The 21,668-nt window shown below is 53.5% G+C and carries 22 protein-coding genes, 1 pseudogene and 1 riboswitch; of the genes and pseudogenes, 8 read left to right on the forward strand and 15 right to left on the reverse strand.

Annotated elements, in window-relative coordinates; genetic code table 11:
* Positions 1-95: 95 nt before the first annotated feature.
* The 5 genes from AC0CW1_RS08900 to AC0CW1_RS08920 form a co-directional block, all read right to left on the reverse strand.
* The gene (locus AC0CW1_RS08900; protein ID WP_488182715.1) at positions 96-338 is read right to left on the reverse strand and encodes a hypothetical protein; all 243 of its coding nucleotides are present in this window, start codon (positions 336-338) and stop codon (positions 96-98) included.
* 46 nt (positions 339-384) lie between these two features.
* A complete protein-coding gene (locus AC0CW1_RS08905; RefSeq protein ID WP_488182716.1) occupies positions 385-840 on the reverse strand; it encodes a single-stranded DNA-binding protein in 456 nt (151 codons plus the stop codon).
* Positions 841-917: 77 nt separating this feature from the next.
* On the reverse strand, positions 918-1,610 hold the full coding sequence (locus AC0CW1_RS08910) for a hypothetical protein (RefSeq protein WP_488182717.1): 693 nt from the start codon (positions 1,608-1,610) through the stop codon (positions 918-920).
* A gap of 181 nt (positions 1,611-1,791) precedes the next feature.
* Positions 1,792-1,953 carry a hypothetical protein gene (locus AC0CW1_RS08915; RefSeq protein WP_488182718.1) on the reverse strand — a complete coding sequence of 54 codons (162 nt, stop codon included), beginning with the start codon at positions 1,951-1,953 and terminating at the stop codon, positions 1,792-1,794.
* 142 nt (positions 1,954-2,095) lie between these two features.
* Entirely contained in the window at positions 2,096-2,332 is a 237-nt protein-coding gene (locus AC0CW1_RS08920) for a helix-turn-helix transcriptional regulator (RefSeq protein ID WP_488182719.1), read from the reverse strand.
* Between the two features lie 147 nt (positions 2,333-2,479).
* On the opposite strand from AC0CW1_RS08920, the gene AC0CW1_RS08925 reads away from it, so the two are divergent.
* The 4 genes from AC0CW1_RS08925 to AC0CW1_RS08940 all read left to right on the forward strand — a co-directional run bounded on the left by AC0CW1_RS08925 (position 2,480) and on the right by AC0CW1_RS08940 (position 5,161).
* Entirely contained in the window at positions 2,480-2,848 is a 369-nt protein-coding gene (locus AC0CW1_RS08925; protein WP_488182720.1) for a helix-turn-helix domain-containing protein, read from the forward strand.
* 77 nt (positions 2,849-2,925) lie between these two features.
* The gene (locus AC0CW1_RS08930) at positions 2,926-3,351 is read left to right on the forward strand and encodes an ImmA/IrrE family metallo-endopeptidase (protein WP_488182721.1); all 426 of its coding nucleotides are present in this window, start codon (positions 2,926-2,928) and stop codon (positions 3,349-3,351) included.
* A 16-nt stretch (positions 3,352-3,367) separates the two neighbouring features.
* Positions 3,368-3,859 (forward strand): hypothetical protein, encoded by a 492-nt coding sequence (locus AC0CW1_RS08935; protein ID WP_488182722.1) that lies wholly within the window; start codon positions 3,368-3,370, stop codon positions 3,857-3,859.
* Between the two features lie 213 nt (positions 3,860-4,072).
* Positions 4,073-5,161 carry a beta family protein gene (locus AC0CW1_RS08940; protein WP_488182723.1) on the forward strand — a complete coding sequence of 363 codons (1,089 nt, stop codon included), beginning with the start codon at positions 4,073-4,075 and terminating at the stop codon, positions 5,159-5,161.
* On the opposite strand, the gene AC0CW1_RS08945 is transcribed toward AC0CW1_RS08940, so the two are convergent.
* The 3 genes and pseudogenes from AC0CW1_RS08945 to AC0CW1_RS08955 form a co-directional block, all read right to left on the reverse strand.
* Positions 5,127-5,705, reverse strand: a complete 579-nt coding sequence (locus tag AC0CW1_RS08945; protein ID WP_488182724.1) for a sce7726 family protein — start codon at positions 5,703-5,705, stop codon at positions 5,127-5,129. The two genes, AC0CW1_RS08940 and AC0CW1_RS08945, sit on opposite strands and share 35 nt — an antisense overlap.
* A 133-nt stretch (positions 5,706-5,838) precedes the next feature.
* Positions 5,839-6,192, reverse strand: a pseudogene (locus tag AC0CW1_RS08950) (sigma-70 family RNA polymerase sigma factor); the annotation flags it as partial.
* A gap of 210 nt (positions 6,193-6,402) precedes the next feature.
* Entirely contained in the window at positions 6,403-7,179 is a 777-nt protein-coding gene (locus tag AC0CW1_RS08955) for a slipin family protein (RefSeq protein WP_488182725.1), read from the reverse strand.
* A gap of 590 nt (positions 7,180-7,769) precedes the next feature.
* Here AC0CW1_RS08955 and ppx point away from each other — a divergent pair.
* Positions 7,770-9,326: an exopolyphosphatase gene (ppx, locus tag AC0CW1_RS08960; protein WP_488182726.1), complete on the forward strand. Its 1,557-nt coding sequence runs from the start codon at positions 7,770-7,772 to the stop codon at positions 9,324-9,326.
* Between the two features lie 125 nt (positions 9,327-9,451).
* On the opposite strand, the gene AC0CW1_RS08965 is transcribed toward ppx, so the two are convergent.
* Positions 9,452-11,656, reverse strand: a complete 2,205-nt coding sequence (locus tag AC0CW1_RS08965; RefSeq protein WP_488182727.1) for an RNA degradosome polyphosphate kinase — start codon at positions 11,654-11,656, stop codon at positions 9,452-9,454.
* A 158-nt stretch (positions 11,657-11,814) separates the two neighbouring features.
* Entirely contained in the window at positions 11,815-12,732 is a 918-nt protein-coding gene (locus AC0CW1_RS08970) for a lysophospholipid acyltransferase family protein (protein WP_488182728.1), read from the reverse strand.
* Positions 12,733-13,010: 278 nt separating this feature from the next.
* A riboswitch (Lysine riboswitch) is annotated at positions 13,011-13,186 on the forward strand.
* Between the two features lie 199 nt (positions 13,187-13,385).
* On the opposite strand from AC0CW1_RS08970, the gene AC0CW1_RS08975 reads away from it, so the two are divergent.
* The 3 genes from AC0CW1_RS08975 (at position 13,386) to AC0CW1_RS08985 (ending at position 16,702) form a co-directional block, all read left to right on the forward strand.
* Positions 13,386-14,831: an amino acid permease gene (locus tag AC0CW1_RS08975; RefSeq protein ID WP_488182729.1), complete on the forward strand. Its 1,446-nt coding sequence runs from the start codon at positions 13,386-13,388 to the stop codon at positions 14,829-14,831.
* A 762-nt stretch (positions 14,832-15,593) separates the two neighbouring features.
* Positions 15,594-16,394 (forward strand): YwaF family protein, encoded by an 801-nt coding sequence (locus AC0CW1_RS08980; protein WP_488182730.1) that lies wholly within the window; start codon positions 15,594-15,596, stop codon positions 16,392-16,394.
* 98 nt (positions 16,395-16,492) lie between these two features.
* Positions 16,493-16,702, forward strand: coding sequence for a GyrI-like domain-containing protein (locus AC0CW1_RS08985; protein WP_488182731.1), 210 nt, complete (start codon positions 16,493-16,495; stop codon positions 16,700-16,702).
* Positions 16,703-16,755: 53 nt separating this feature from the next.
* Here AC0CW1_RS08985 and AC0CW1_RS08990 read toward each other — a convergent pair whose 3' ends face one another.
* From AC0CW1_RS08990 to AC0CW1_RS09010, 5 genes are all read right to left on the reverse strand, one after another.
* Positions 16,756-17,520, reverse strand: coding sequence for a LysE family translocator (locus AC0CW1_RS08990; protein ID WP_488182732.1), 765 nt, complete (start codon positions 17,518-17,520; stop codon positions 16,756-16,758).
* Between the two features lies 1 nt (position 17,521).
* Positions 17,522-17,995 carry an Lrp/AsnC family transcriptional regulator gene (locus tag AC0CW1_RS08995; protein WP_488182733.1) on the reverse strand — a complete coding sequence of 158 codons (474 nt, stop codon included), beginning with the start codon at positions 17,993-17,995 and terminating at the stop codon, positions 17,522-17,524.
* Between the two features lie 342 nt (positions 17,996-18,337).
* The gene (locus AC0CW1_RS09000) at positions 18,338-19,288 is read right to left on the reverse strand and encodes a nitronate monooxygenase (protein ID WP_488182734.1); all 951 of its coding nucleotides are present in this window, start codon (positions 19,286-19,288) and stop codon (positions 18,338-18,340) included.
* 170 nt (positions 19,289-19,458) lie between these two features.
* Positions 19,459-21,012 carry a DHA2 family efflux MFS transporter permease subunit gene (locus tag AC0CW1_RS09005; protein ID WP_488182735.1) on the reverse strand — a complete coding sequence of 518 codons (1,554 nt, stop codon included), beginning with the start codon at positions 21,010-21,012 and terminating at the stop codon, positions 19,459-19,461.
* Positions 21,013-21,018: 6 nt separating this feature from the next.
* Positions 21,019-21,666 (reverse strand): hypothetical protein, encoded by a 648-nt coding sequence (locus AC0CW1_RS09010; protein ID WP_488182736.1) that lies wholly within the window; start codon positions 21,664-21,666, stop codon positions 21,019-21,021.
* Positions 21,667-21,668 lie beyond the last annotated feature (2 nt).

Genomic DNA, 21,668 nt, shown 5'->3' on the forward strand with positions numbered 1-21,668 from the left:
AAAAGCCGTCCTCCGACGACCCGTTATTCCGCATGGAATAATCATTTCGGGCTTCCTTCCCCATGGAAGATTTATACGGGGAGTAGTGCACTCCTTCAACCAACTCCATTCACCTCTCTTTTGTAAAGAGGCAGGTAACCGTTCCAGGCTCGGCAAAGAACATAGGCTGCTGGCTCTTCCTCATCTTGAACCGGATACCCGGCTTTCTTCGCGGCTGTCTTCGTCACAAAAGACTTCGGAACATCCGCCCAGTCTGTGAAAAATGGCTTTCCGCTTGCTTCTACGTCGCTTCTGCGAAGCGAAATCTCCATTCGTTCTTCAGGCGATTTATAAACCATTAGTAGCCACCTCGCCTGTTTTCGAGAAACCTTGACAGACACTGTGTCAGAACGGAAAATCATCATTTTCCGGTGGATCTGGGAACGCAATATCTGTCCCAAAACTTGACGCTGCGGTTCCATAGCCTCCGCTGGCTTGTCCGCTCGCCGGCGACGTCCCCGCATTATCTCCCCGTTCAAGGAATCGCACCGTATCCGCGACGACTTCCACCACGCTTCTTTTCTGGCCAGACTGCTGGTCGGTCCAGGAACGGGTCTGCAACCGGCCGTCGATCGCAACCAGGCGCCCTTTGGCCAAGAACTGAGAACAAGTAACCGCTTGCTGGTTCCAGACAATAATGGTGAACCAGTCCGTGACTTTTTCCGCACCCGCCTGCCGTTGACTTGCCGATTGCGGGCGGTCCACCGCGATGCTGAAGGAACAGACCGGGGTGCCGCTGTTGGTGTGGCGTAGCTCCGGATCTCGTCCAAGACGGCCGATAAGTATCACGCGGTTAATCATGGCTCTTCCTCCTTCCAAAGTTTAATCTCCATACGTTTACATTACAAAAGCCCCGTCTCGGAAAAGACAAGGCTTTCTCATGTACCTCGGTTAGCTGGCAGGTGTTCCTTTTTTTGTTTCGAATTATTTTTAGACGCAAACTGTCTTTGTTGGATGTCCTGATTATGTCGATTAATAAGTTCCATTACAACGAGGCGAACATCTCCCTTAAATGCTTGTTCGTCGAGATGAATCGGCCATTCTCCTGCCATGCTCTTAATGTCCCATGTGGTCTGTTCGGGGGCTAACGGCTGCAACAATTGAACCGCGTTTACCCCACACCAACGGCACTTCCCTTGACTTGCTGCCTTCAATGCCTGCGGAAAGTTCATCGTCCTTAAGGCCAGCCGGCCTTGCTGATCGAATATGTATATAACATGCTTACGTGGATGAGACCTTAGTTCGTAAATGTTATGCCGTTCTATCTTTAAGCTCATTCGCCAAGCATGTTTACCAGTTAACATTTCATCCCCTAAAAGAACCAGTTGATTACGCGCTACCATGGCAGGTTCATCAGTCACACGATCCGGTCGAAACGAGTTCGGATACTGAATCGCATTCCACCCAATCCATCGGGCCAAACCCTTGGCTGCGGTCTTCCTGGCTCTGTCATAGGTAAAAGGACAGATGCTTAGTAGCCCTTCAGCATCGAAAACAAAAACCGTTCCGAAGTCAAAATCTCCATACGCTCGTGTTCTCCACTCATGCTTGACAGCATTGCAACCTTTCATTCGAAAACCTCCCTTCTGATAATTTGCTTTTTGACAGGCGGTTATCTGAGGTCTTCAGTCTAACCGCTGTATTCAGTTTTTCGATCCGGTTAATAAACCTCGTTTCATCTAGAACAACATCACCCCGTAAAGAATCCCATCAGACATTGACGAGCAGGGAAAATTCTTTTCCGTTTGTAAACTAAACCGCCGACTTAGGAGCCCGTTTGTTAAGCGAATGTGCGTCTTTCTTTTCCAATTCGAGCATGACTAACTTGCCGAAATATTTTTGAGCATTCGCTACAGATTGCTTAAAAAGAGGCCCCTTGATTATGGTTACTTTAATTTTCGGAACCTCACTCATAACAAATACTCCTTCATAAGGTTTTTTCATCCTTCCCGCTTATTGGAATCGCCTTGCCTTTTATTGGACTATTACCAGTACGACAGTTCGCGCTACCCTAAATTGATTGGAAACATATTCTTTTACGGTTCAATATAGGCTCTTACGCCACAGGATCGTGGGAACGTTGGATTCCAATATCATTGGATAAGTCATTTAAAAAAATTTTGTCTGGCGTTGTATTGAATACCTTAGCTATCTCAATGGCTCGGATATAGGTAACGGGCACCTCGCCTCTCTCAATAAACGAATACATTTGCGCCGATATACCAAGCTTTGAAGCTATATCAGCTTGTGTCATATTGGCACTTTTTCGCAGACGCCTCAATTCGACAAGCACGTTAACACCTCCGATATTCCAACCCCGTTGGAATAATTCTAAATCTATTACCATTAGAATGTCAACACCATTATCCAACAAAATTAGATATGAAGCCGACTGTTTTTCTAGCCCTGTTAGAATATAATGTTATTTAGGGGTGATATCGTGTTTGGAGAACGTCTACGATTACTAAGAAACCAACAATCTTTGACGCAAGAAGAGTTAGGAAAAATATTGGGAGTTAGCAATAAAACCATATCGGCTTATGAAAAAAATGATGCGGACCCGAACACCGAGACACTTCTTCGGGTAGCGAACCACTTTAACGTATCAATTGATTGGTTGCTTGGAAGAACCGATATACAAACCTCTAAGGATGATCTCCAACATACTCGTGAATATAAAGAAGCTCTCGCCAACCTTGTGTTAAATGGTAATCCCATCCCAGACGATCTCCACGAAACCTTAGAAGCCACCGCCAAGGCATTACTTGCCGGTTACATGGAAGCGACAAAACATAAAAAGAAAAAATGACCGACAGGATTTTCAATCCAGACCGGTCATTTGCCTTTTTAAGGACCTGTCGAAATATGTCGCAAGGTGCTGAAGTAATGCGCTACACACGAATCAAGGAAACTGTCGCAGAATTAGTTGAACTCTACGAAACGAGAGACCCCTTTGAACTGGCAGACATTTTTGGCGTAATGGTCCTGTACCTGGATCTCCCTTCGACAGTTTTTGGGTGTAAATCAGAAATAGATGGGCAGACGGTTATTGCGATCCGAAATGATTTAAGCCAGACATCTGCCCGTTTTGTATGTGCTCATGAGCTATGGCACCACCTAGACGAGCACCCAGGAAGTCACGTGCTCCGCTACGGTTTTTGGGGGAACTATTTTGAGTGTCAAGCCGATTTCTTTGCAACGTGCCTGCTGGCCTGGGACAAACCCCTCTTTTGGGAAACAGATGAACAATATGCATCCCGGATGGGATTACCCGTCAGGTGGATCCGTAAAATGATCGAGGCATCGGCATAAGTTGGGAGGGATATCATTGGACTACACAAAGGATCAATGTCCAAATTGTGGGGGTTTTAAGGCTTATACCGGAATTAAAACTATGCCGACTTTAACCAAATGGTACACTTTTACAATAGGATTCTTGTTAACTGCTTTTTCCCCAATTTTTGCCTTTATTGCGATAAGCTCTAGCATTAAGTCAGGACAAAATATTTTACTATCAGTTGTATTCGCACTCATTGGCTCACTCTTCTATTTTGTACTTGGATTAGGACCTTATTTTTACGCAAGAAAAAAAATTGAAAGAGAGTCAAAGCCCTTTGAGCGCAATTGCGTTATTTGCGGTTTTTCATGGGACGTTAGGGAATCTCAAACTATAAACGCGCTTAAACCGGATCTGATCCAAATGGGTAATGAACATAATATGAAAGTTGAGCAGCAAGAGAAAGCTGAAAATGCGGCTGCCCTTGCGGCCTGGTTAATCACCAATAGTCAAAATGACTTTTTATGGGGATTAGAAGTCTAGCTTCTAAATCAACTCACGGATTCAGGTCACCAGAAAATAGATGGCAATATTTTATTTCAATTTATAAAAAAATAGGAATTAGGAAAACATAAAGCACCCGTTAGGGTGTTTTATGCGTTTTATGGCATTTCGACAGAAATCTACAAATCCCGCAGTGATTTTTCGTATTATTGATGGGATCTCAAAAATAATAATAAAGAAAGGGGCCGTACAATGTTCGACGAAAAACACTATGTCCCGATTCTTAAATGGAAAAGAGGTGAACAAAAAGCAATTGAATTACTCAGTGTAACTAGTAAAAGCGCATTAACACCCCTGATTGAAATACCACCCGTGGACTGGAACTGGGAGGATGACTGCCCAAAGAAAACAATTGATAAACATTTGAATGACACCTGTGACAAAATTCAACAATCTTGGGGTACTGACAGGCCGCTTTTCCTAGACTTCTATGAGTTTGAAGATACAACAAGGATGAATAATGGCTTACATCCACTTAAGTTTATTTTAGATGACGCAAGGACGAAGGGAGTTAAAATAATACCTGTTACAAGTTCTAGTAGGGATGCTGCCTATAACAAGGAAGTTGTCGATGCAAATAACCTTGATCGTCTTGGTGTCTGTTTACGCATTGAGGATGACGATTTTTCAGACGTAACAAATGTTATTATGACGTTGTTAAAAGAACTTAATAATATAGAGCCTACGAATATAGACTTGGTTCTGGACTTTAAATTTTTACCCCCTTCTACAAACATCAGTATGTACACAATAATGTTAATTAATTTAATCAATTCAATACCTTTTATTAATAGCTGGCGCTCTTTCTCTTTGTGTAGCACAGGTTTTCCAGTTGACTTATCTTCTGTCCAGACCCAAACCACCTCAACTATTCAGCGAACGGAATGGTTGTTATGGAGAGCGTTGTATAATCAGAAGAACAAACTCAGCAGGATACCCACCTTCGGAGATTACGGTATCGCAAACCCTGCACTTGTGGAAATGGATCCTCGCCTTATGAGTGCATCCGCTAGTATTCGTTATACTAGTGATAATGAATGGATAGTATTCAAGGGCAGGTCAGTAAAGAAGTATAAGTATGGCCAGTTTTTTCAGTTGGCAAGAAATGTTGTCAATCATCCAAAATATAGCGGTCAATACTTCTCTTGGGGAGATGACTATATTTTTAAATGCTCTAATAATCTAGATGGGCCGGGTGGGTTAGAGACCTGGCGTCGAGTTGGAACTAATCATCATCTTACGTTTGTTACTTATCAACTCTCCAATTTTTCCTGGATTTAATTTTCATTCTAACATGACGCTGAATGTCTTCCATAGGAAGGCATTCAGCTATTTTTTCCCATATTTCATATCGAGTTTTACTTTTATACCCTTTTTGAATACCGTATTCTGTCAATATATCAAGGGATTCTTGTTTCCATAGTAATTGTAACAGGGAAAATGCGTCTACGTCAGAATTTTTCATTGGAGACCTTATTACGTCGAAGCAAACCTCCCCATCTGTCGTGACTTCTGCTATCTGTATCCCCCACCATTCTGGTATTATCTCTTTAACTTTTTCTATGTGTCGAGGACTAGTCACTAAAGTAATTGAATCAAAAATTTTACCGTAATACTCCGCTTGCTTAGGTAATCTGTCTAGTGTATCGCTTTCACTTTTAATTTCATATCCATGAATGGCTCCATTAATTACAGCAATATCTATTCGTGCGTCACCCTGACAAAGCGCTAATTCATCAATGATCAATGTATCCGGTTCGTTTCGAAAATCCAGATTGAGATGGTAATGTAATGAAGTACGAATGTCGATGTCACGGGTTTTCATTTCATTCTTCCTTTTCCCAAAAGCTATTACTTATTTTATCTAATTTTATAACCCTTCAGATGGCTTGTCAATTGTTTCCATTTAAAGGCACTAGTCAATGTTATTGATAGCGACAAGCAAAGCATGTTACTGACATTAGGATTTCATTCTCGATACACCTTGCTGCATACGTAGCCAGTTTCGTGCCCTTGCTTGCGTCAAAGGTGTTGATGGCCTTGATCAGTCCGATGGTGCCGATAGAGATGAGGTCATCGTTGTTCTCGCCGGTGCCGTCGAACTTCTTCACCAGGTGGGCCACGAGCCGCAGGTTATGTTCGATCAGCTTGTTTCTGGCCTGTTCATCGCCTTCTTTAAGGCGGGCGAGGCAGTAGGCTTCCTCTTTTTCAGGCAGGGGCTGAGGAAAGGCGTTGTTGGAGATGTAGCTCAACAGCGCTGTAAGCCCTTTAATAAAGGGAACGATCAGCGCCCCTACGAGGGTTGGGATCATTCGGTCCACCTCCGGTCGCAATGCTGTCTTACATAGTATGGAGTCGCCCTTCCGGAGGTGCTTATCCCTACAAACAGCCAATGAAAAACATTGCATCTAATTATTTACATCCATGCGACATCATCATAAAAAAACCGCCCCCTGGCGGATATAACGTCGAAGTTGCCAGGGGGGTATTCTAAGATTTTGCCATCCATCAGTAAGGGCAAATCATGCGTTCCCATCCTTCGTTTTCTCGTTCCGCTGCTGCAAGAACGACAGCATTTCGATCGGCAGCGGGAATAATATAGTGCTGTTCTTTTCGACGGCAATCTCCGTCAGTGTCTGCAGAATCCTCAGCAAGGCGCCTGTCGGGTTCTTGCTGATAATTGCCGCCGCCTCCATCAGCTTTTCCGACGCCTGGTACTCCCCTTCGGCCGAGATCACCTTGGCCCGTCGTTCCCGCTCGGCCTCAGCCTGTTTAGCCATGGCCCGCTTCATTCCTTCCGGCAAATCGACAGCCTTGATCTCCACGCCGGTCACCTTGATCCCCCAGGGATCCGTCGCCTTGTCGAGTTGCTCCCGGAGCACCCCATTCAGCTTGTCCCGGGCGGTTAGCATTTCATCCAGGTCATGGGAGCCGAGGACCGAGCGGAGCAGCGTTTGGGCGTACAGGGTCGTCGCCTGGCGAAAGTCCTGCACGTTCAAAATCGCCAGTTTGGGGTCAAAGACCTGAAAGTAGACGACCGCGTCGATGGCCACCGGCACGTTGTCACGAGTGATGATGTCCTGGCGCGGCACATCGATGGTGGCCGTCCGCATGTCCACGTAGATGGCCCGGTCGATACCGAAAGGAATAATAAAGTTTAGTCCCGGCTGCAAGATCCCGATAAACTTGCCCAGGCGCAGATGGACGGCCCGCTCGTACTGCCCCACGACGCGCAAGCCCAAGGCGATGATCACAATGACCGGCAAGGAATAGAAGAGAATCCACAGAAGAGTCTTCATCGGTCAGTCCCCCTTTCCGTTACTACTAGATTCACCCGAAGGGGCAGAAAAATTCCCCTTTACTCAAAGCGGGAACTGGCAATAATTCAATGTTCGTGTCGATTTATCAATGCTGAACGCAATGTAGCGGCTCACCCTCATTGACGGAAAAGCGTTTACTGTCAATGGCGGTGAGCCTTCGCATTTGAATTACCGTCAGTGGCGGTTCATTCTTGGGGTAGAACAACCGCCACTGACGGCAACCATTCATGGGTTCATCATCTTTGATCTTTGGGCAAGAAAATGCTATTTTTATCTTTACTGTGACTTCTTGTCACCACAATTTGCAGTATGGGGACGGTGAGCCGACAAACTCGGTGCCCTGTGCTTCGGTCCTGTGAATTACCGATTTTGGCGGTAAACTCTTTTTCCGCCAATTTGGGCGGGTGGTACCATGTTGGTAACCTCAATTTGCGTTCAAACTATAAATAACTTTGCTCCGACCTATAGGAGGAGATAGAGGATTTACGTGTAATACTCAATGTACGAACTTCAAGAAAAGTTTTAAAGCGATAATAAAACACTAACAATCGTGACAAGGAAGAGAAGACGTGGAAAAAGTCGGAATCATTGACCTCGGCTCCAACTCGGTCCGCCTCATGATCGTCGGCATCGCATCGGACGGCTCCTACAAGCTGATCGACGAGGCCAAAGAAGGCGTCCGCCTCAGCGAACACATGGGACCGGAAGCCACCCTGAAACCGATCGCCGTTGCACGAACCATCGAGGCGCTTCGTTTGTTCCAGCACCTCTGCCGGGCCCACGGCATCGCTCGCACAGTCTGTGTAGCCACCGCCGCAGTGCGCCAGGCGGCCAACCAGCAGGAATTCCTCGAACAGGTCAAAGCCGACACCGGCTTGGAATTTCGCGTCCTCTCCGGCTGGGAGGAAGCTGAAGCGGCTTACAACGGCGTCATCAACACCATCGACATCGACAAGGGCATCATCGTCGACATCGGCGGCGGCTCGACGGAAGTCATCCGCGTCGAGAACCGCCGTATGGTCCAGGCGATCAGCCTGCCCTTCGGCGCTGTCACCTTGACGGAGAACCGGATCGACTCGGCAAGGGGAACGAACAAGCCCAGCGATGAACAGCTAAAAGCCCTTGAAAGCTACCTGGCCGATCAGTTTGCCTCCGTCGATTGGCTCAAAGATATGGAATCGCCCACCATCGTCGGTTTGGGCGGCACCGTCCGCAACCTCTCCAAGATCGACCGCAAGCGAAAAAAATACAGCCTCGACATCACCCATAACTACCGCATGGCCCCCAAAGACGTCCATGAGATCTACCGCACCGTCAAAACGTTCAGCCTGGAACAGCGCAAAAAGATCGCCGGCCTCTCCAAAGACCGCGCCGACATCATCGTCGCCGGCCTGGCCATCATCAGTTCCCTTTTCAACGCCGCCCAGGGAGGCGAACTGGTCGTCAGTGGCTCCGGTCTCCGCGACGGCCTCTTTTACCAGTATCTGCTCCGGGAGCAGCCGTCCCCTATCGTCGACGATGTGGTCCGCCACAGCGTCAACAACCTGATGCGCTACTACCGCCTGGAGCGTGATCACTCGCGCCATGTGGCCGCCCTGACCCTCTCCATGTTCGATCAGTTGAAAGCCCTCCATGAAATGGGGCCCTTCGAGCGACGGATCCTGGAGGTGGCCTCCCTGCTGCATGATGTGGGCGTCCATGTCAACTACTACGACCATCACAAGCACAGCTTCTACCTGATCACGAGCACCCGCCTGAACGGCTTGACCCACCGGGAAATCCTGATGGCCGCATTTGTCGCCATGTCCCACACCAAGTCGCTGCAACAGAACCTGCTCCCCTACAAGGATATCCTCAGCGAAGACGACGGTCGGACAATCCGCAAGCTTGGCGTGCTCCTGCGCATCGCCGAAGCCCTGGAGCGCAGCGAGGCTGGCGTCGTCAGCGAGGTGCGCATCCACCATCTTGTGGAGAACGTTCATCTCATCGCCCGCACCCGCCACTCGGCCGACTTGGAGATCTGCGACGCCTATAAGGTAGCGCCAGACTTTAAAAAGGTCTTTGGAAGAAACCTACTCGTCTCCGCCCAGGAGGGCGCATCATTCATCAACCAACAACGGGAATAGGACACATGAGAAACTGATTTCGGTGAGTTAGCCAAGTTGATGCAAAGCAAAACAGCGGGCAGCCCCACGATGGGGGTTGCCCGCTGTTCTGTTTTTGCTCCAAGGATACCCTCGAGATACCCTAATTAATGCAATAAATTCTTCCCATTCTCCTGCTCTCCCCCGGAAACCGCCGTCGTCGCCCGGCTTCGGCGCGCTCCCCGACCGCCTTTGCGCCGCGACAGCTTGAGGAAGTAGACTTGGCTCTGCAGGACCTCCCCTTCTTCGTGAACGACTCGCATATAGGTCCCATCGGGGAGCAATCGGCGCGCCTTGATGTTGTCCTTCAGCATCAGTTCCAAGATGGCTTTCACCCGCTGGGCCAGCGCCGGCGCCTTCACGGGGAAGAGCAGTTCCACCCGCCGGTCCAAGTTGCGATCCATCCAATCGGCGCTCGACAGGTAGATCTCCTCGTGGCCGCCGTTTTGGAAGTAGTAAGCGCGGTGATGCTCCAAAAAGCGGCCGACGATGCTGGTGACACGGATGTTCTCGCTCACGCCTAGGATCCCTGGGCGGAGACAGCAGATGCCCCGGACGATCAGGTCAATCTGTACGCCGGCACAGGAGGCCTTGTAGAGCATCTGGATGATGCGCTCATCGGTCAGCGAGTTCATCTTGGCGATGATGCGGCCCGGTTTTTCCGGCGTGCTCGCTTCAATCTCTCGCTCAATCAGCTCGAAAAACTTCTTGCGCAGCCCCAGCGGCGCCGCTTCGATCTCCCGCCACTTGGCCGGCACGGCATAACCAGTCACCTCGTTGAAAAAGTCGGTGGCGTCGGCGCCAAAGCTCTCGGCGCAGGTCAGCAGGCCGAAATCGGTGTAAAAGCGCGCCGTCGCATCGTTATAGTTGCCTGTGCCCAGGTGGACATAGCGCCGGATCATCCCTTCCTCCTGCCGGACGACCAGGATGATCTTGGCGTGCGTCTTCAATCCCACCAGACCGTAGATGACATGGCAGCCCGCCTTTTCCAGCGTCTTTGCCCAGGCGATGTTCTTCTCCTCGTCAAAGCGCGCCTTCAACTCTACCAGCACCGTCACTTGTTTGCCCTTGCGGGCCGCTTCGGCCAGCGCCTTGACGATAGACGAGTCGCCGCTCACCCGGTAGAGGGTCTGCTTGATCGCCAGCACCCGCGGATCGCGGGCGGCCTGGGAGACAAACTCGACAACCGGAGCGAAGGACTCATAGGGATGGTGCAGCAGGATGTCCTTTTTGGCGATGGCCGCGAAGATGTTTTTCTCACCCACCAAGTCCTGCGGTTCCTGAGGCGTCATCTTTTCATGACGCAAGCTGTCATAACCGGGCAAGTCGACGATGCGCATAAAGGCCGTCAAGTCGAGGGGGCCGGGAATGGTATAGATGTCCTCATCGTCCAGTTCCAGATCTTCCTTCAGGTACGCCCGGATAGCCCCGCTGACGCCTGCCTCCACCTCGAGGCGCACCTCGGCACCCCACTTGCGCTTTTGCAGTTCCTTCTCGATGGCCTCCAGGAGATCCTCGGCGCCCTCCTCGTCGACGGTCAGGTCGGCGTTGCGGGTGATCCGGAAGGTAGACGAATCGAGGATGCGGTTGCCCCGGAAGAGCACCTCCAACTGGCTCTTGATCACGTCTTCCAGGTAGACAAAAGCTTCGCCACCTGTGCAAGGAACCTCGATAAAGCGAGGCAGCACCGACGGCACCTGGACGACGGCAAAGAGCTGCCGTTTGGCGGCCAGATGATTTTCCGGCTCCAAAAAGACGGCGATGTTGAGGCTTTTATTGGCCAGCAACGGGAAGGGCCGGCTCTGATCGACAGCCAGCGGCGTCACAACAGGGTAGATGACCTGCTCAAAGTAGTTCTCCACAAAGACCTTCTGGTTGGGACTCAGTTCCTGACATCGCAAAAAACGGATCCCTTTGGCCTGCAGTTCCGGCAGGAGGTTGTTCATCAGGTGGGCGTACTGGTCCTGGACCATGCGGTGAGTGCGCTCGGCGATCAGCTTCAACTGGTCCGCCGGCGTCAAACCGGAAGGATCGCGCTTTTGCAGTCCCGCCTCTTTTTGATCCTGCACGCCGGCGACGCGGACCATGAAGAACTCATCCAAATTGGAACTGACGATCGCCAGGAATTTCAAACGCTCTAGCAGCGGGTTTGTCGTGTCGAGGGCCTCCTCCAACACCCGCTGGTTGAACTCAAGCCAGCTTAGTTCCCGGTTGATGTAGTATTCGGAGCGGTTGAAGGACTTCCGCTCCAGCGTTTTGTCAAGGCTTGGCCCGTTTGCATTCGGTTCGGCGTCCATGCTTTTTTGGCACATCCTTTTTCTCTCTCCACATCATTGATTCAACGTCCGGGTCTCTCCATGCGGCTAGTCACATTTCTATGATACCTGGAAAAACGCCGGTTAGCTATATTATTTGAGCTAGAAAAGAGCGCGTAGCTTGATTTCCTTCATGCTAGGTGGCATGCGGGGAATCAAGGAGAAGCAGAAAGATCATCGGGCCGTTTGCGGAGCCATCTCCGTTCCGCGTCAAACCAGTAAAACCACTGTTCAGGGCACTCACGGATGAATCGTTCGACGATCCGGTTGAGATACCCCGTCGCCTCAGCCTGCTGCCCGGGCAGGTAGACTTCAAGCAGGTTGAGCGGTTCCTCAAAGATAAGCCGGTGCTTGTGAGACTGGACGCGATAGCCGCGAAAAGGGATGATGGGGATTTCATTGTCAAGGGCCAGGCGGGCCGCCTCCCAGGAGGAGTGGGTCATGCTGTTGAACATGGTCGAAAGGGGATACTCGGGCCGGTAGCTGTCACCGAAAAAGACGAAGATGCTGTTCCCGTCAACGGGGCCCTGGACAGTCCTCATGAGGTCGACTTTTCGGGACAAAAGGCCTTCTCCCTTGGCGTCCATGCGCACAACGGCGTCATAGAGCCGATATAACCGCTTGTCCGGCGCAGAGGCGAGGACGATCCGCGGATACTTCCGAGCCAGGTACTGGATGTAGTAAAAGACATTCCCCAGATGGGCTGTGAAAAGCAGCGCTCCTTTCCCCTTGTCAAGAACCTGTTGCAGATGCCGTTCCCCCTGGACGTCGAAAAACCGGTCCATGTCTCGCGCCAAGCGGCGCGAATAGACCCAGAGTTCCACCATGCTCAGCGCCAGGCCCTTGTAGTAGCGCTTGCACAGGTATCCGCCGTATCGTTCAGAAACCCCCGGCAGCGTCTCCTTGATATTCCTCCTTATGCCTGCAACTGTGTTTGGGTGCAAACGGTAAGACAGCCATCCGGCCAAATCACCGAGTCCATAGGTGACCTCTGGGGGAAGCAAGGATAATAAATGACCGAGGCGGTCAAAATAGGTGGCTCGCCGGGTCACCGTCTTCACCAAAATGTACATGACGCAGAACCCCCTCTGCCGACTGCCATCTTTGGTCTTGCTCGCCGCCGTCATTTTCAATGATACAATCAACGCCTGGTTCTTTAACACCTGATTCTAATCGCCTGGTTTTTATCATATCGAGTATATCGAAAACACCTGTGGCGATGGTAACCTTGACACAATCTTTGTGTAAAATTAACAATCTTAACACACTTCATATTTATGCATATTCACTGCATGTATATTCTCATTGACACTATCGTTCGTTTGTATTAAATTTTACACATGACAATAAAAGACTCGATAGAGGCGCGGAAGACGAAAAGTACAGTCTGGGAGCTTGCCGGGCGATGACCGGACTGGAAAGGCGTTTCCGCCGAAGTGGCCGTCCTTGTGGGGAAGTGCGGCCGCTGGGCATGTCTTGAATAAAGGCATGACTGTCACCCTTCGGGGGTGGAGCGCTATCACCAGGCCGTACTAAGAAGTTATTACGGACATGGTTGTGATGGCGTTCACAACCATTTTTTGTTGTCTAAAAAGGCCCAACGACATTCCTGTCCAGTCAAACCAACCCAGCCGATTAAACCGGAACACCCTTAACCTACACAGCTAACATCGTCCTTAACCAACGATGCATCACTGTCCAAAACCGTAAAAATGGAGGAACGCCCATGACAACACCTGCCGTTAATCCAGAACAGTTGATCCCCGAGAAAAAAGGACTCCGCCGCGACATGAAGTCCCGCCACCTGATGATGATCTCTGTCGGCGGCACCATCGGCACCGGCCTCTTCCTTGGATCCGGCCAGACGATCCACCAGGCCGGTCCCTTCGGCGCCATCTTAGCCTATGCCGCCGGCGGCTTGATCATGTTTCTGGTCTTGCTCTGCTTGGCTGAACTGGCCGTCGCCATGCCAGTGGCCGGCTCCTTCCAGAGCTACGCCTCGCGCTTCATCTCCCCCGCCGCCGGGTACACGACCGGCTGGCTCTACTGGGTCAACTGGGCCCTCTGCATCGCCGCCGACTTCACCGCCGCCGGCATCATCATGCACAACTGGTTCCCCCAGGTGGACGTTTACATCTGGTGCGCCGTCTTCGCCGTCTCCCTGGCGCTGCTGAACCTGATCTCCGTCAAGGCTTACGGGGAAGCCGAATTCTGGTTCGCCAGCATTAAGGTGGTCGCCATTGTGGGCTTCATCATCGCCGGCTCCGGCTTGATCTTCGGCTTTACCGGCAATGAAGGCGCCATCGGCCTCTCCAACTTCAGCACCGGCGGAGAAGGTCTCTTCCCCAACGGCTTCCACGCTGTCTTCCTGACGATGATCGCTGTCGTCTACTCCTTCCAGGGCGCCGAACTGGTGGGTATCGCCGCCGGCGAGTGTGAAGAGCCCGGCAAGCATGTCCCCCGGGTCATCCGCGGCATCAGCCTGCGCATCATCATCTTCTATGTCCTCGCTGTGACCGTCCTGGCCGGCACGATCCCCTGGACTGAGGCCGGTGTGCAGGAGAGCCCCTTTGCCACCGTCTTCGGCCGCATCGGCATCCCCTTCGCCCAGCATGTGATGAGCTTCGTCGTTCTCACATCCGCCCTCTCGGCCGGCAACTCGGCCCTCTACGCCTGCTCGCGCCTGCTCTGGTCGATGGCCAAAGAAAAACAGGCGCCCTCCTGGCTCGGTCACCTCAACAGCCGGGGCGTACCCTTCTACGGCGTCCTCTTTACCCTCGCCCTGGCCTGCCTGTCCCTGCTCACGGAGGCCTACGCCGCCGATACGGTCTACCTCTGGCTCATGTCCAGCACCGGCCTCACCGGCTGCCTGATCTGGATCATCATCGCCTGGTGCCAGGTCAACTTCCGCCGTGAATACACCCGTCTCGGCGGGTCAGTCGGCCAACTGGCCTTCCGAACGCCCCTCTACCCGCTCGTGCCGATCGCAGCGGCCCTGCTGAACATCGGCGTCATTGTGAGCCTCTATTTCGACCCCTCCCAACAGATCGTCCTCTACGCCGGCATCCCCGTCCTGCTGTTCATCTACCTCAGCTACTACCTCTTCATCGGGAAAGACAAGCGGGGGTTGTCGACAGCGGGGCAGACAGAGGCGCCGGCCCGCGCCGATTGACCGAGCCTGTTTACCTCGGTATTTACCACAGTGTTATCCACAATGTTATTCACAGCTTCTTACTACAGTTCGTGCAACATCTTGTTTCCCCGGGGATCTTACACCAAAGATCAACGGGGTTTTTCTTTATTCGTCAATTATTTCTGTTGATAACCACTTGTGGATAACAGCGAGCGAATCACCTTGTGGATAATGTGGGTAAAACCGTGGGTAACCCGGATACAGGGCTTTTTTTGAAAATAACGCTGTGGATAACTAAATGGACTTTCCTTTGAACTGATTGTAACTATTTATTTCCATTTTGGCTACATTGCTATTAGAGCCGGAATCTATGCTCCATGGTTCGCTCCGCCTTACTCGTCGGTTGTGGCAATATGGACGCTTTTCTAACGTTCGTTTTATCATTTCTACCCTTGCTCTTTGCCTCTTTCCGGCTCATGCATATCGCTCCGCACCTAGCGAAAAAGGACGTCTCGGTCCCACCCGTGCTTCGGTGCAGGCCTGCCTAGACGTCCAATTGCAGCGCTGCCACGCCGGAGATTTCAGCGACAGGCAAGCCCGCTCGAAAAAAGAACTGGTCGGCACGTTAGGTGATGCTTTTGAACGCCGTGCGGTTCCTTCCGTTAGGGAAACAGCATGGCGTCTTTGATTTTATAATAGACTTCACCATTGTTCGATGTTTTCAATCCACTTCACACGATGGCATAATGGGTTTACATCATCCTTGTCGACACGCCCTCGACACAGGGGAGGGTTGACCCGATGCACGCATTCCTTGTCTTTGAACCGACTGCCGAACCCTTCGCTCCCTATTCCTTCTCCCACATCATCGTTCTGTCCCTTCTTGCCGCCGTCTGCCTCGGCCTCTACCTCTACCGGGACCGCATGAACGAGACCTTCAAGCGGCGATTCCGCTACAGCCTGGCGGCGGGCCTCTTTTTGCAGGAACTGTTCATGCAGGGTTGGAACATCGCCGGCGGCTTCTGGTCGCCGGACGCATCGCTTCCCCTTCACCTCTGCAACGTCACCTGCCTGCTCTGCGGCATCATGCTGCTCAAGGCCAACCAGACCCTCTATGAGATCACCTATTTCTGGGGCCTCATCGGCGCCGCCCAGGCTCTGCTCACGCCCGATCTGGGCCCCTTCGCCTTCCCCCATGTCATCTTCTACCGCTTCTTCTTCGCCCACAGCGCCATCATCATCGCTTGCCTCTACATGACCTTCGTCGAAAACTATCGCCCTTTCTGGGCCTCCATCGGCAAGACCGCCGTCATCACGAACCTGTTCATGCTCTTCGTGGGCGCCGTCGATTCCCTCACCGGCGGCAACTACATGTACCTGCGGGCCAAGCCGGAAAACCCGTCGCTGCTGGACTTCCTTGGCCCCTGGCCCTGGTATATCCTCTCTCTTGAAGCGGTCGCCCTGTTCCTGATGGTCATCTACTACCTGCCCTTTGCCGTCAGCGACTGGCAGAAGGAACGCCGCGAAAAGGAACAGGCCGAAAAAGCCCAGGCTGCCGCGCCTTCGCTTCCTTCGCAAAGCCAACCGCCACGAGGCATGTGAGCCGAAGAAACATTTGTTTTTTGCAGTTCAGCCAGTTGACCTTTCCCTTAGGGCAACTCAAAGTGCACCGGCGCTAACGGATACCAAAGGAGAAACCCATGTTTACCATCGAGGTTTACGAAGAGATCACCGCCGCCGACGCTTGTGTGGCTGGCACGCCGACAATGCTCTACCATGACAAGGAATTTAACCCCGACCTTGTCGACGTGGAAGTGGCCTGGCTGGTCACCACCCCCAGCTGGTCAACGCGACCTTTGCCGGCGGTCCGAGTAGCCGCCTGTGTCCATGTGGGAGATTTCCTGCACTGATCCAGCCACCACGCCGCCGGAACAGTTGGTGACGGAGATCCCCTTCCCCGTCGTTAAAGAGTAGAAAAAAGCGCCCACATCCCGAATCCCAGCAGGATGATTCCCGACAGCCGGTTCACCCACACCAGCGCAGTTTCATCGAGACGGGAGCGCAGCAGGCTGACGGCGCCGCTTAAGATGAGCCACCAGAGGGCCGACCCGACGAAGACGCCGAGCACCATCTCGAACGCGGCGCCGTAACCCTCTCCTGCGCTCCCCGCTATTCCCCCAGCAATCCCTCCGGCAACTCCTCCGGCTGATCCTCCGATACTGCCGAAAATGCTGTCAGCGCCGTTGCCGAAAGCGCCAAGGGAGACGTCGCCCAAAACGCCGGTGCCCAAGACGCTGCTGCCGGCATCCGTTCCCTCACTGCCGATACCAAGCCCGGCGAAGATCGCAGCGAAGCTGATGATCGTCGCCGGGTTCGTCGCAGTCAGGGACAAGGTGGTCGTATAGGCAGCGGCGAGGGAAGACGTTTTCTCCTCTGTCGTCGTCTCCGGCGGGCGGGAGCGCAACGTACGGTATCCGAGGTAACAGAGAAAAGCGCCGCCGACCCACTTCAGCCATCCCGCCGCCTGTACAAGCAATTCAGCCACCGCTGTCAGACCGAAGGCGGCGATAGCGCCGTACAAGGCGTCGGCGGTGGCCGCTCCGAGACCGGAAACAAAGCCAGCGCGCCATCCCTCGGCGAGGGAACGGCGGATGCAGAGGATGCCGATCGGACCGACCGGGGCGGCGACAGCGAGGCCGATGATCAGCCCTTTTAGCCAGTAGGGCAATTCAAATCCCTTCTTTGTCCGTTATTTCCGGGAGCGGCAAGCGAGGCGTCTCCTTCACCGTCGACATGACGATGGTCGTCCGAGTCTTCAAAACGCCGGGCATGCCTTTCAGTTCTTCGCTGATCAGCCGTTCGAGATCACGCAAGGAAGCACAGCGGACCTTTAACAGATAATCCTCGTCTCCGGCCACATGGTGGCATTCCTGGACGGCCTCAGTCGCCTCCACCTGCGCTAAAAAGCAGGCGCGATGCTCCGGCCGGTCCAGCCAGACGGTGACATAGGCCGTCACTCCTAGGCCAAACGCCTCAGGATCGACCACGGCGGCGTAGCCCCGGATCACCCCTCGCTCCTCCAGTTTGCGCACCCGGTCAGCCGCACCAGGAGCAGACAGTCCCAGGCTGGCGCCCAGATCCGCCCAGGTGGTCCGTCCCCGCTCCATCAGCTTACGAATCGCTTTGCGATCGATGGAATCCATAAACAGCGACTTTCCTTTCGGATGATTTTGTCTGTATTTTATCCTCTTTCGTATATGATAGTCAATTTTTCTTTCGATTCAAAATAAGGCCATCGCTTTCATCTATCAAACCAAATATCAAAAACAAAAACCGCCCCTCTCCGCTTATTTGCGATGAAGGGCGGTTTTCGTTCTCTCAGCCGTTTTCCCATGCAATGCGATGACCCTGGATGTGTTCACGCTCTGCTTTCAAATCCTGCCATCAGACGCAGCAATTCAAAGGCTGACATTTAGAGGCTGACATTCAGAGGGTGCCCTGTAGAGCTTGCGGATTTATCGGCTACGAAAAAACCGGGCCTCAGCCTATTCGAACGCAGCCGCCAGCCGGGCAGCGCCCGCCAAGGCCTCCCGCGTCTGGGCCATCAGTTCGTCCATGATCGCCTGGGTGGGCTTGATCTCCTTCAAGGGATGCAGGCTCTGTCCGACCTGAACCAGGCCGTTTTCAATATCGCCTTCGATGGCGGCCAGCTTGTTCGTCCCGATGGCCAGCTTGTCCAGTTCGCCCTGGGGCGCGCCGGTCCGCTCCAGTTCCAGGTACTTCTCGGTCATGCGGTTTCTCAAGCCCCGGACGCCGTGGCCGCGGGAGTAGCCAGTGACAATGGAGTCGGTGTCGACGGCCTCGATGATCCGCTTCTTGGCGTTGGGATGCAGGGCGCACTCTTCGGCCAGGAGGAAGCGGGAGCCCATCTGGACGCCGGAAGCGCCCATCAACAGCGCGGCGGCGGTCCCGCGACCGTCGGCGATGCCGCCGGCGGCGATGACAGGGATGGTCATTTCAGGGACGACGTTCGTCAGGAGGGCCATCGTCGTCAGGGTGCCGATGTGGCCGCCCGCCTCCATGCCTTCAATGACGACGGCGTCCGCACCTGCCGCTTCGACCCGCTTCGCCAACTTGACGCTGGGGACGACAGGGATCACCTTGATCCCGGCGCTCTTGAGCTTTTCAAAAAAGGGAACCGGGTTGCCGGCGCCGAGGGTGACGAAGGCCACCTTTTCCTCGCAGACCACGTCGACGATCTCGTCCTTGTTGGGCGCCATCAGCATGATGTTGACGCCGAAAGGCTTGTTCGTGAGGCTGCGGGCCTTGCGGATCTCCTCGCGGACCCATTCCGTCGGCCGACCGCCGGTGGCGATGATGCCCGCTCCGCCGGCATTGGAGACGGCAGCCGTCAGGTTGGCCTCAGAGACCCAAGCCATGCCGCCCTGAATCACGGGATATTGAATCCCCAGCAGTGTTGTCAGTTTCGTTTTCAAGAAAATATCCCCCTTCTACTGCCATTCCCACTCTTTGTTTCTTTATGTCAGTCTTCGTATGTTACTAATAATAACAAAAGAAAGGATGCAACAAAAGAGAGGTCGCTATACCCGTTCGCGCGATTCGAGTTTTTTTCGGGCACACTCTGGCAATTGGCCATAAACTCAGCCTACTCCGCCATCACCGGCGGTGGACCGCCCTTGCCGCCGCCGGTTCGTTTCAACAGAAACACCATCGGAACGACGACGATGACAGAAATGGCGAAAGCAAGGAACACATCGGCCATGGCCCAGGTGTTGGTGTGCAGTTGAATCTGCCCGTACATCTGGGTCAACATGGTCGCTTGGGTCGCTGACGTGTCTCCCGTGGCCGCCAGGAGGCCGCCCGCCGACTGTTGCATCATGGGCCAACTCGGCGAAAAGAGGTCTAACCCCTCGACCATGCGGTGCGTATGGAAGACCTGCCGGTTCTCCAGCATGGACGTGGTGATGGCGATACCGAAGGAGCCTGCCACTGCCCGGACGAGGTTGTTCAGCGTCGAGGCGGCGCCGGCCTTCATGAGCGGAACGGCGCTAACGCCGGCCGTGTTCACCGGCATGAAGGTCAACCCGAGGCCGAGTCCTCGCATGATCAACCAGACGTTGAAGACCGATTGAGGCGTGTCCACCGTCAGCGTATGCATCAGGTACGTGGAGACTCCGATCAAGGGGATGCCCACCAATGCCATGGGGCGGGCGCCGATCTTGTCATAGAGCTTCCCGGCGACTGGCATCATCAGGCCCATGGCCACTGCCTGGGGCATGAGGATGAGGCCCGTCTGCATGGCCGAATACCCGCGGATGTTTTGCAGGTAGATTGGCCAGAGCAGCACACCGCCGATGAGAATGATGTAAAGGCAACTGGAGATGACGACGCTGTAGGTAAATTGGGGCACCTTGAACAGGCGCAGGTCGAGCATGGGATTGGGGTGATTCAGTTCGACGACGACCAACAACGCCCCCATCGCCGTTGCGGTGAGCAGGAGCATGACGACGGTGTAGCTCGACCAGCCCCAGTCCTGCCCCTTGTCCAGCGCCAGCAGGTAGAGGAAGGCGCTGCCTGAGGAGAGAAAGAGGCCCCAAAAGTCGAAATGGTTGGAGGGTCGCTTCTCCGTCTCCGGCAGGAGCGTCTGGCAGAGGACGAAGCCAAGCACCCCGAGGGGGACGTTGATCATGAAGAGCCAGCGCCAACTGTAATCTTCGACGATAAACCCGCCCAGGGAGGGACCGATGGAAGGGGCCACGGCGATGGACAAGCCGAAGAGCCCCATGGCCATGCCCATCTTTTCTTTCGGCACGAAGCGGAACATGAGGGCCATGCTGGCCGGCTGAATGAGACCGCCGCCCAGGGCCTGAATGACCCGGAAGACGATCAGGCTTTCGTTGTTCCAGGCAAGGCCGCAGAGGAGCGATCCGGCTGTAAAGGCGGCCAGGCAGTAGGCGTAGAGGTTGCGGTAGCCGTAAGTGTCGCCCAGATAGGACATGATCGGGATGACGGCGCCCGAGACGAGCATATAGGCCGTCAAGATCCACTGGATCTCCTTCGTGTCCACGCTGAAGAGGACCATCAGCTTGGGCAAGGCCACGTTCAAAATCGATGTGTCGAGGACAGCCATGAAGGTGCCGATGACCACGACCATCGTCACCACCAGCACGCCAGGGTGTCCGTTTTCACGCGAAGTCATGGGCCTTCACTCCTTCACCCGGATCTTGACGGAAGCGCCTGTGCCCGGGATCAGAGGCGCGCCGGGGACCTGGATTTTCACGTTCAACAACTGATCTTCTTTCGGATGCTGTTGGGCCGGCGTCAGCGAGATGATCGGCCAGGTGATCTGTTCCGTGTTCCGGTTGATCGACGACACGACCCCCGGAAAGACCTGCCTCGCCGCGCCGTCAAGGGTCACATCGACGGTCTGGCCCACCTGGATGCGGCTTGAGTCCACTTCCTCAAATCGCGCCTCTACATAGGCGGATGCGCGATCGGCTACGGCGACGAGCGGCTGGCCGGCGGTGACGGCTTCTCCCTCGTGGGCGTCAAGCCGCAACACTTGTCCGCTGATCGGCACGAATACAGGCGCCCGCAACTTTGGCTGGCCGGCCGCAGGGCTTCCCTCTACGATCGCGAGGATCTCGTCTTTGGCGACGGTCTCATTTTCACGGATTTTCAGATCGGTGATATGGCCGCCGATGGGCGCCCGCGCCACCATCAGGTCGATGGCGACCTTGGCGTCGTCGGTCTGGACGAAATAGACATGCTGGTATCCGTAATAGGCGGAAATCAGTCCTGCCGCCAGGAGGTACACGCCGACGATGAGGACGATCAGCTTTTTGGCCTTCACCT

Source organism: Heliomicrobium sulfidophilum (genome assembly GCF_057715735.1).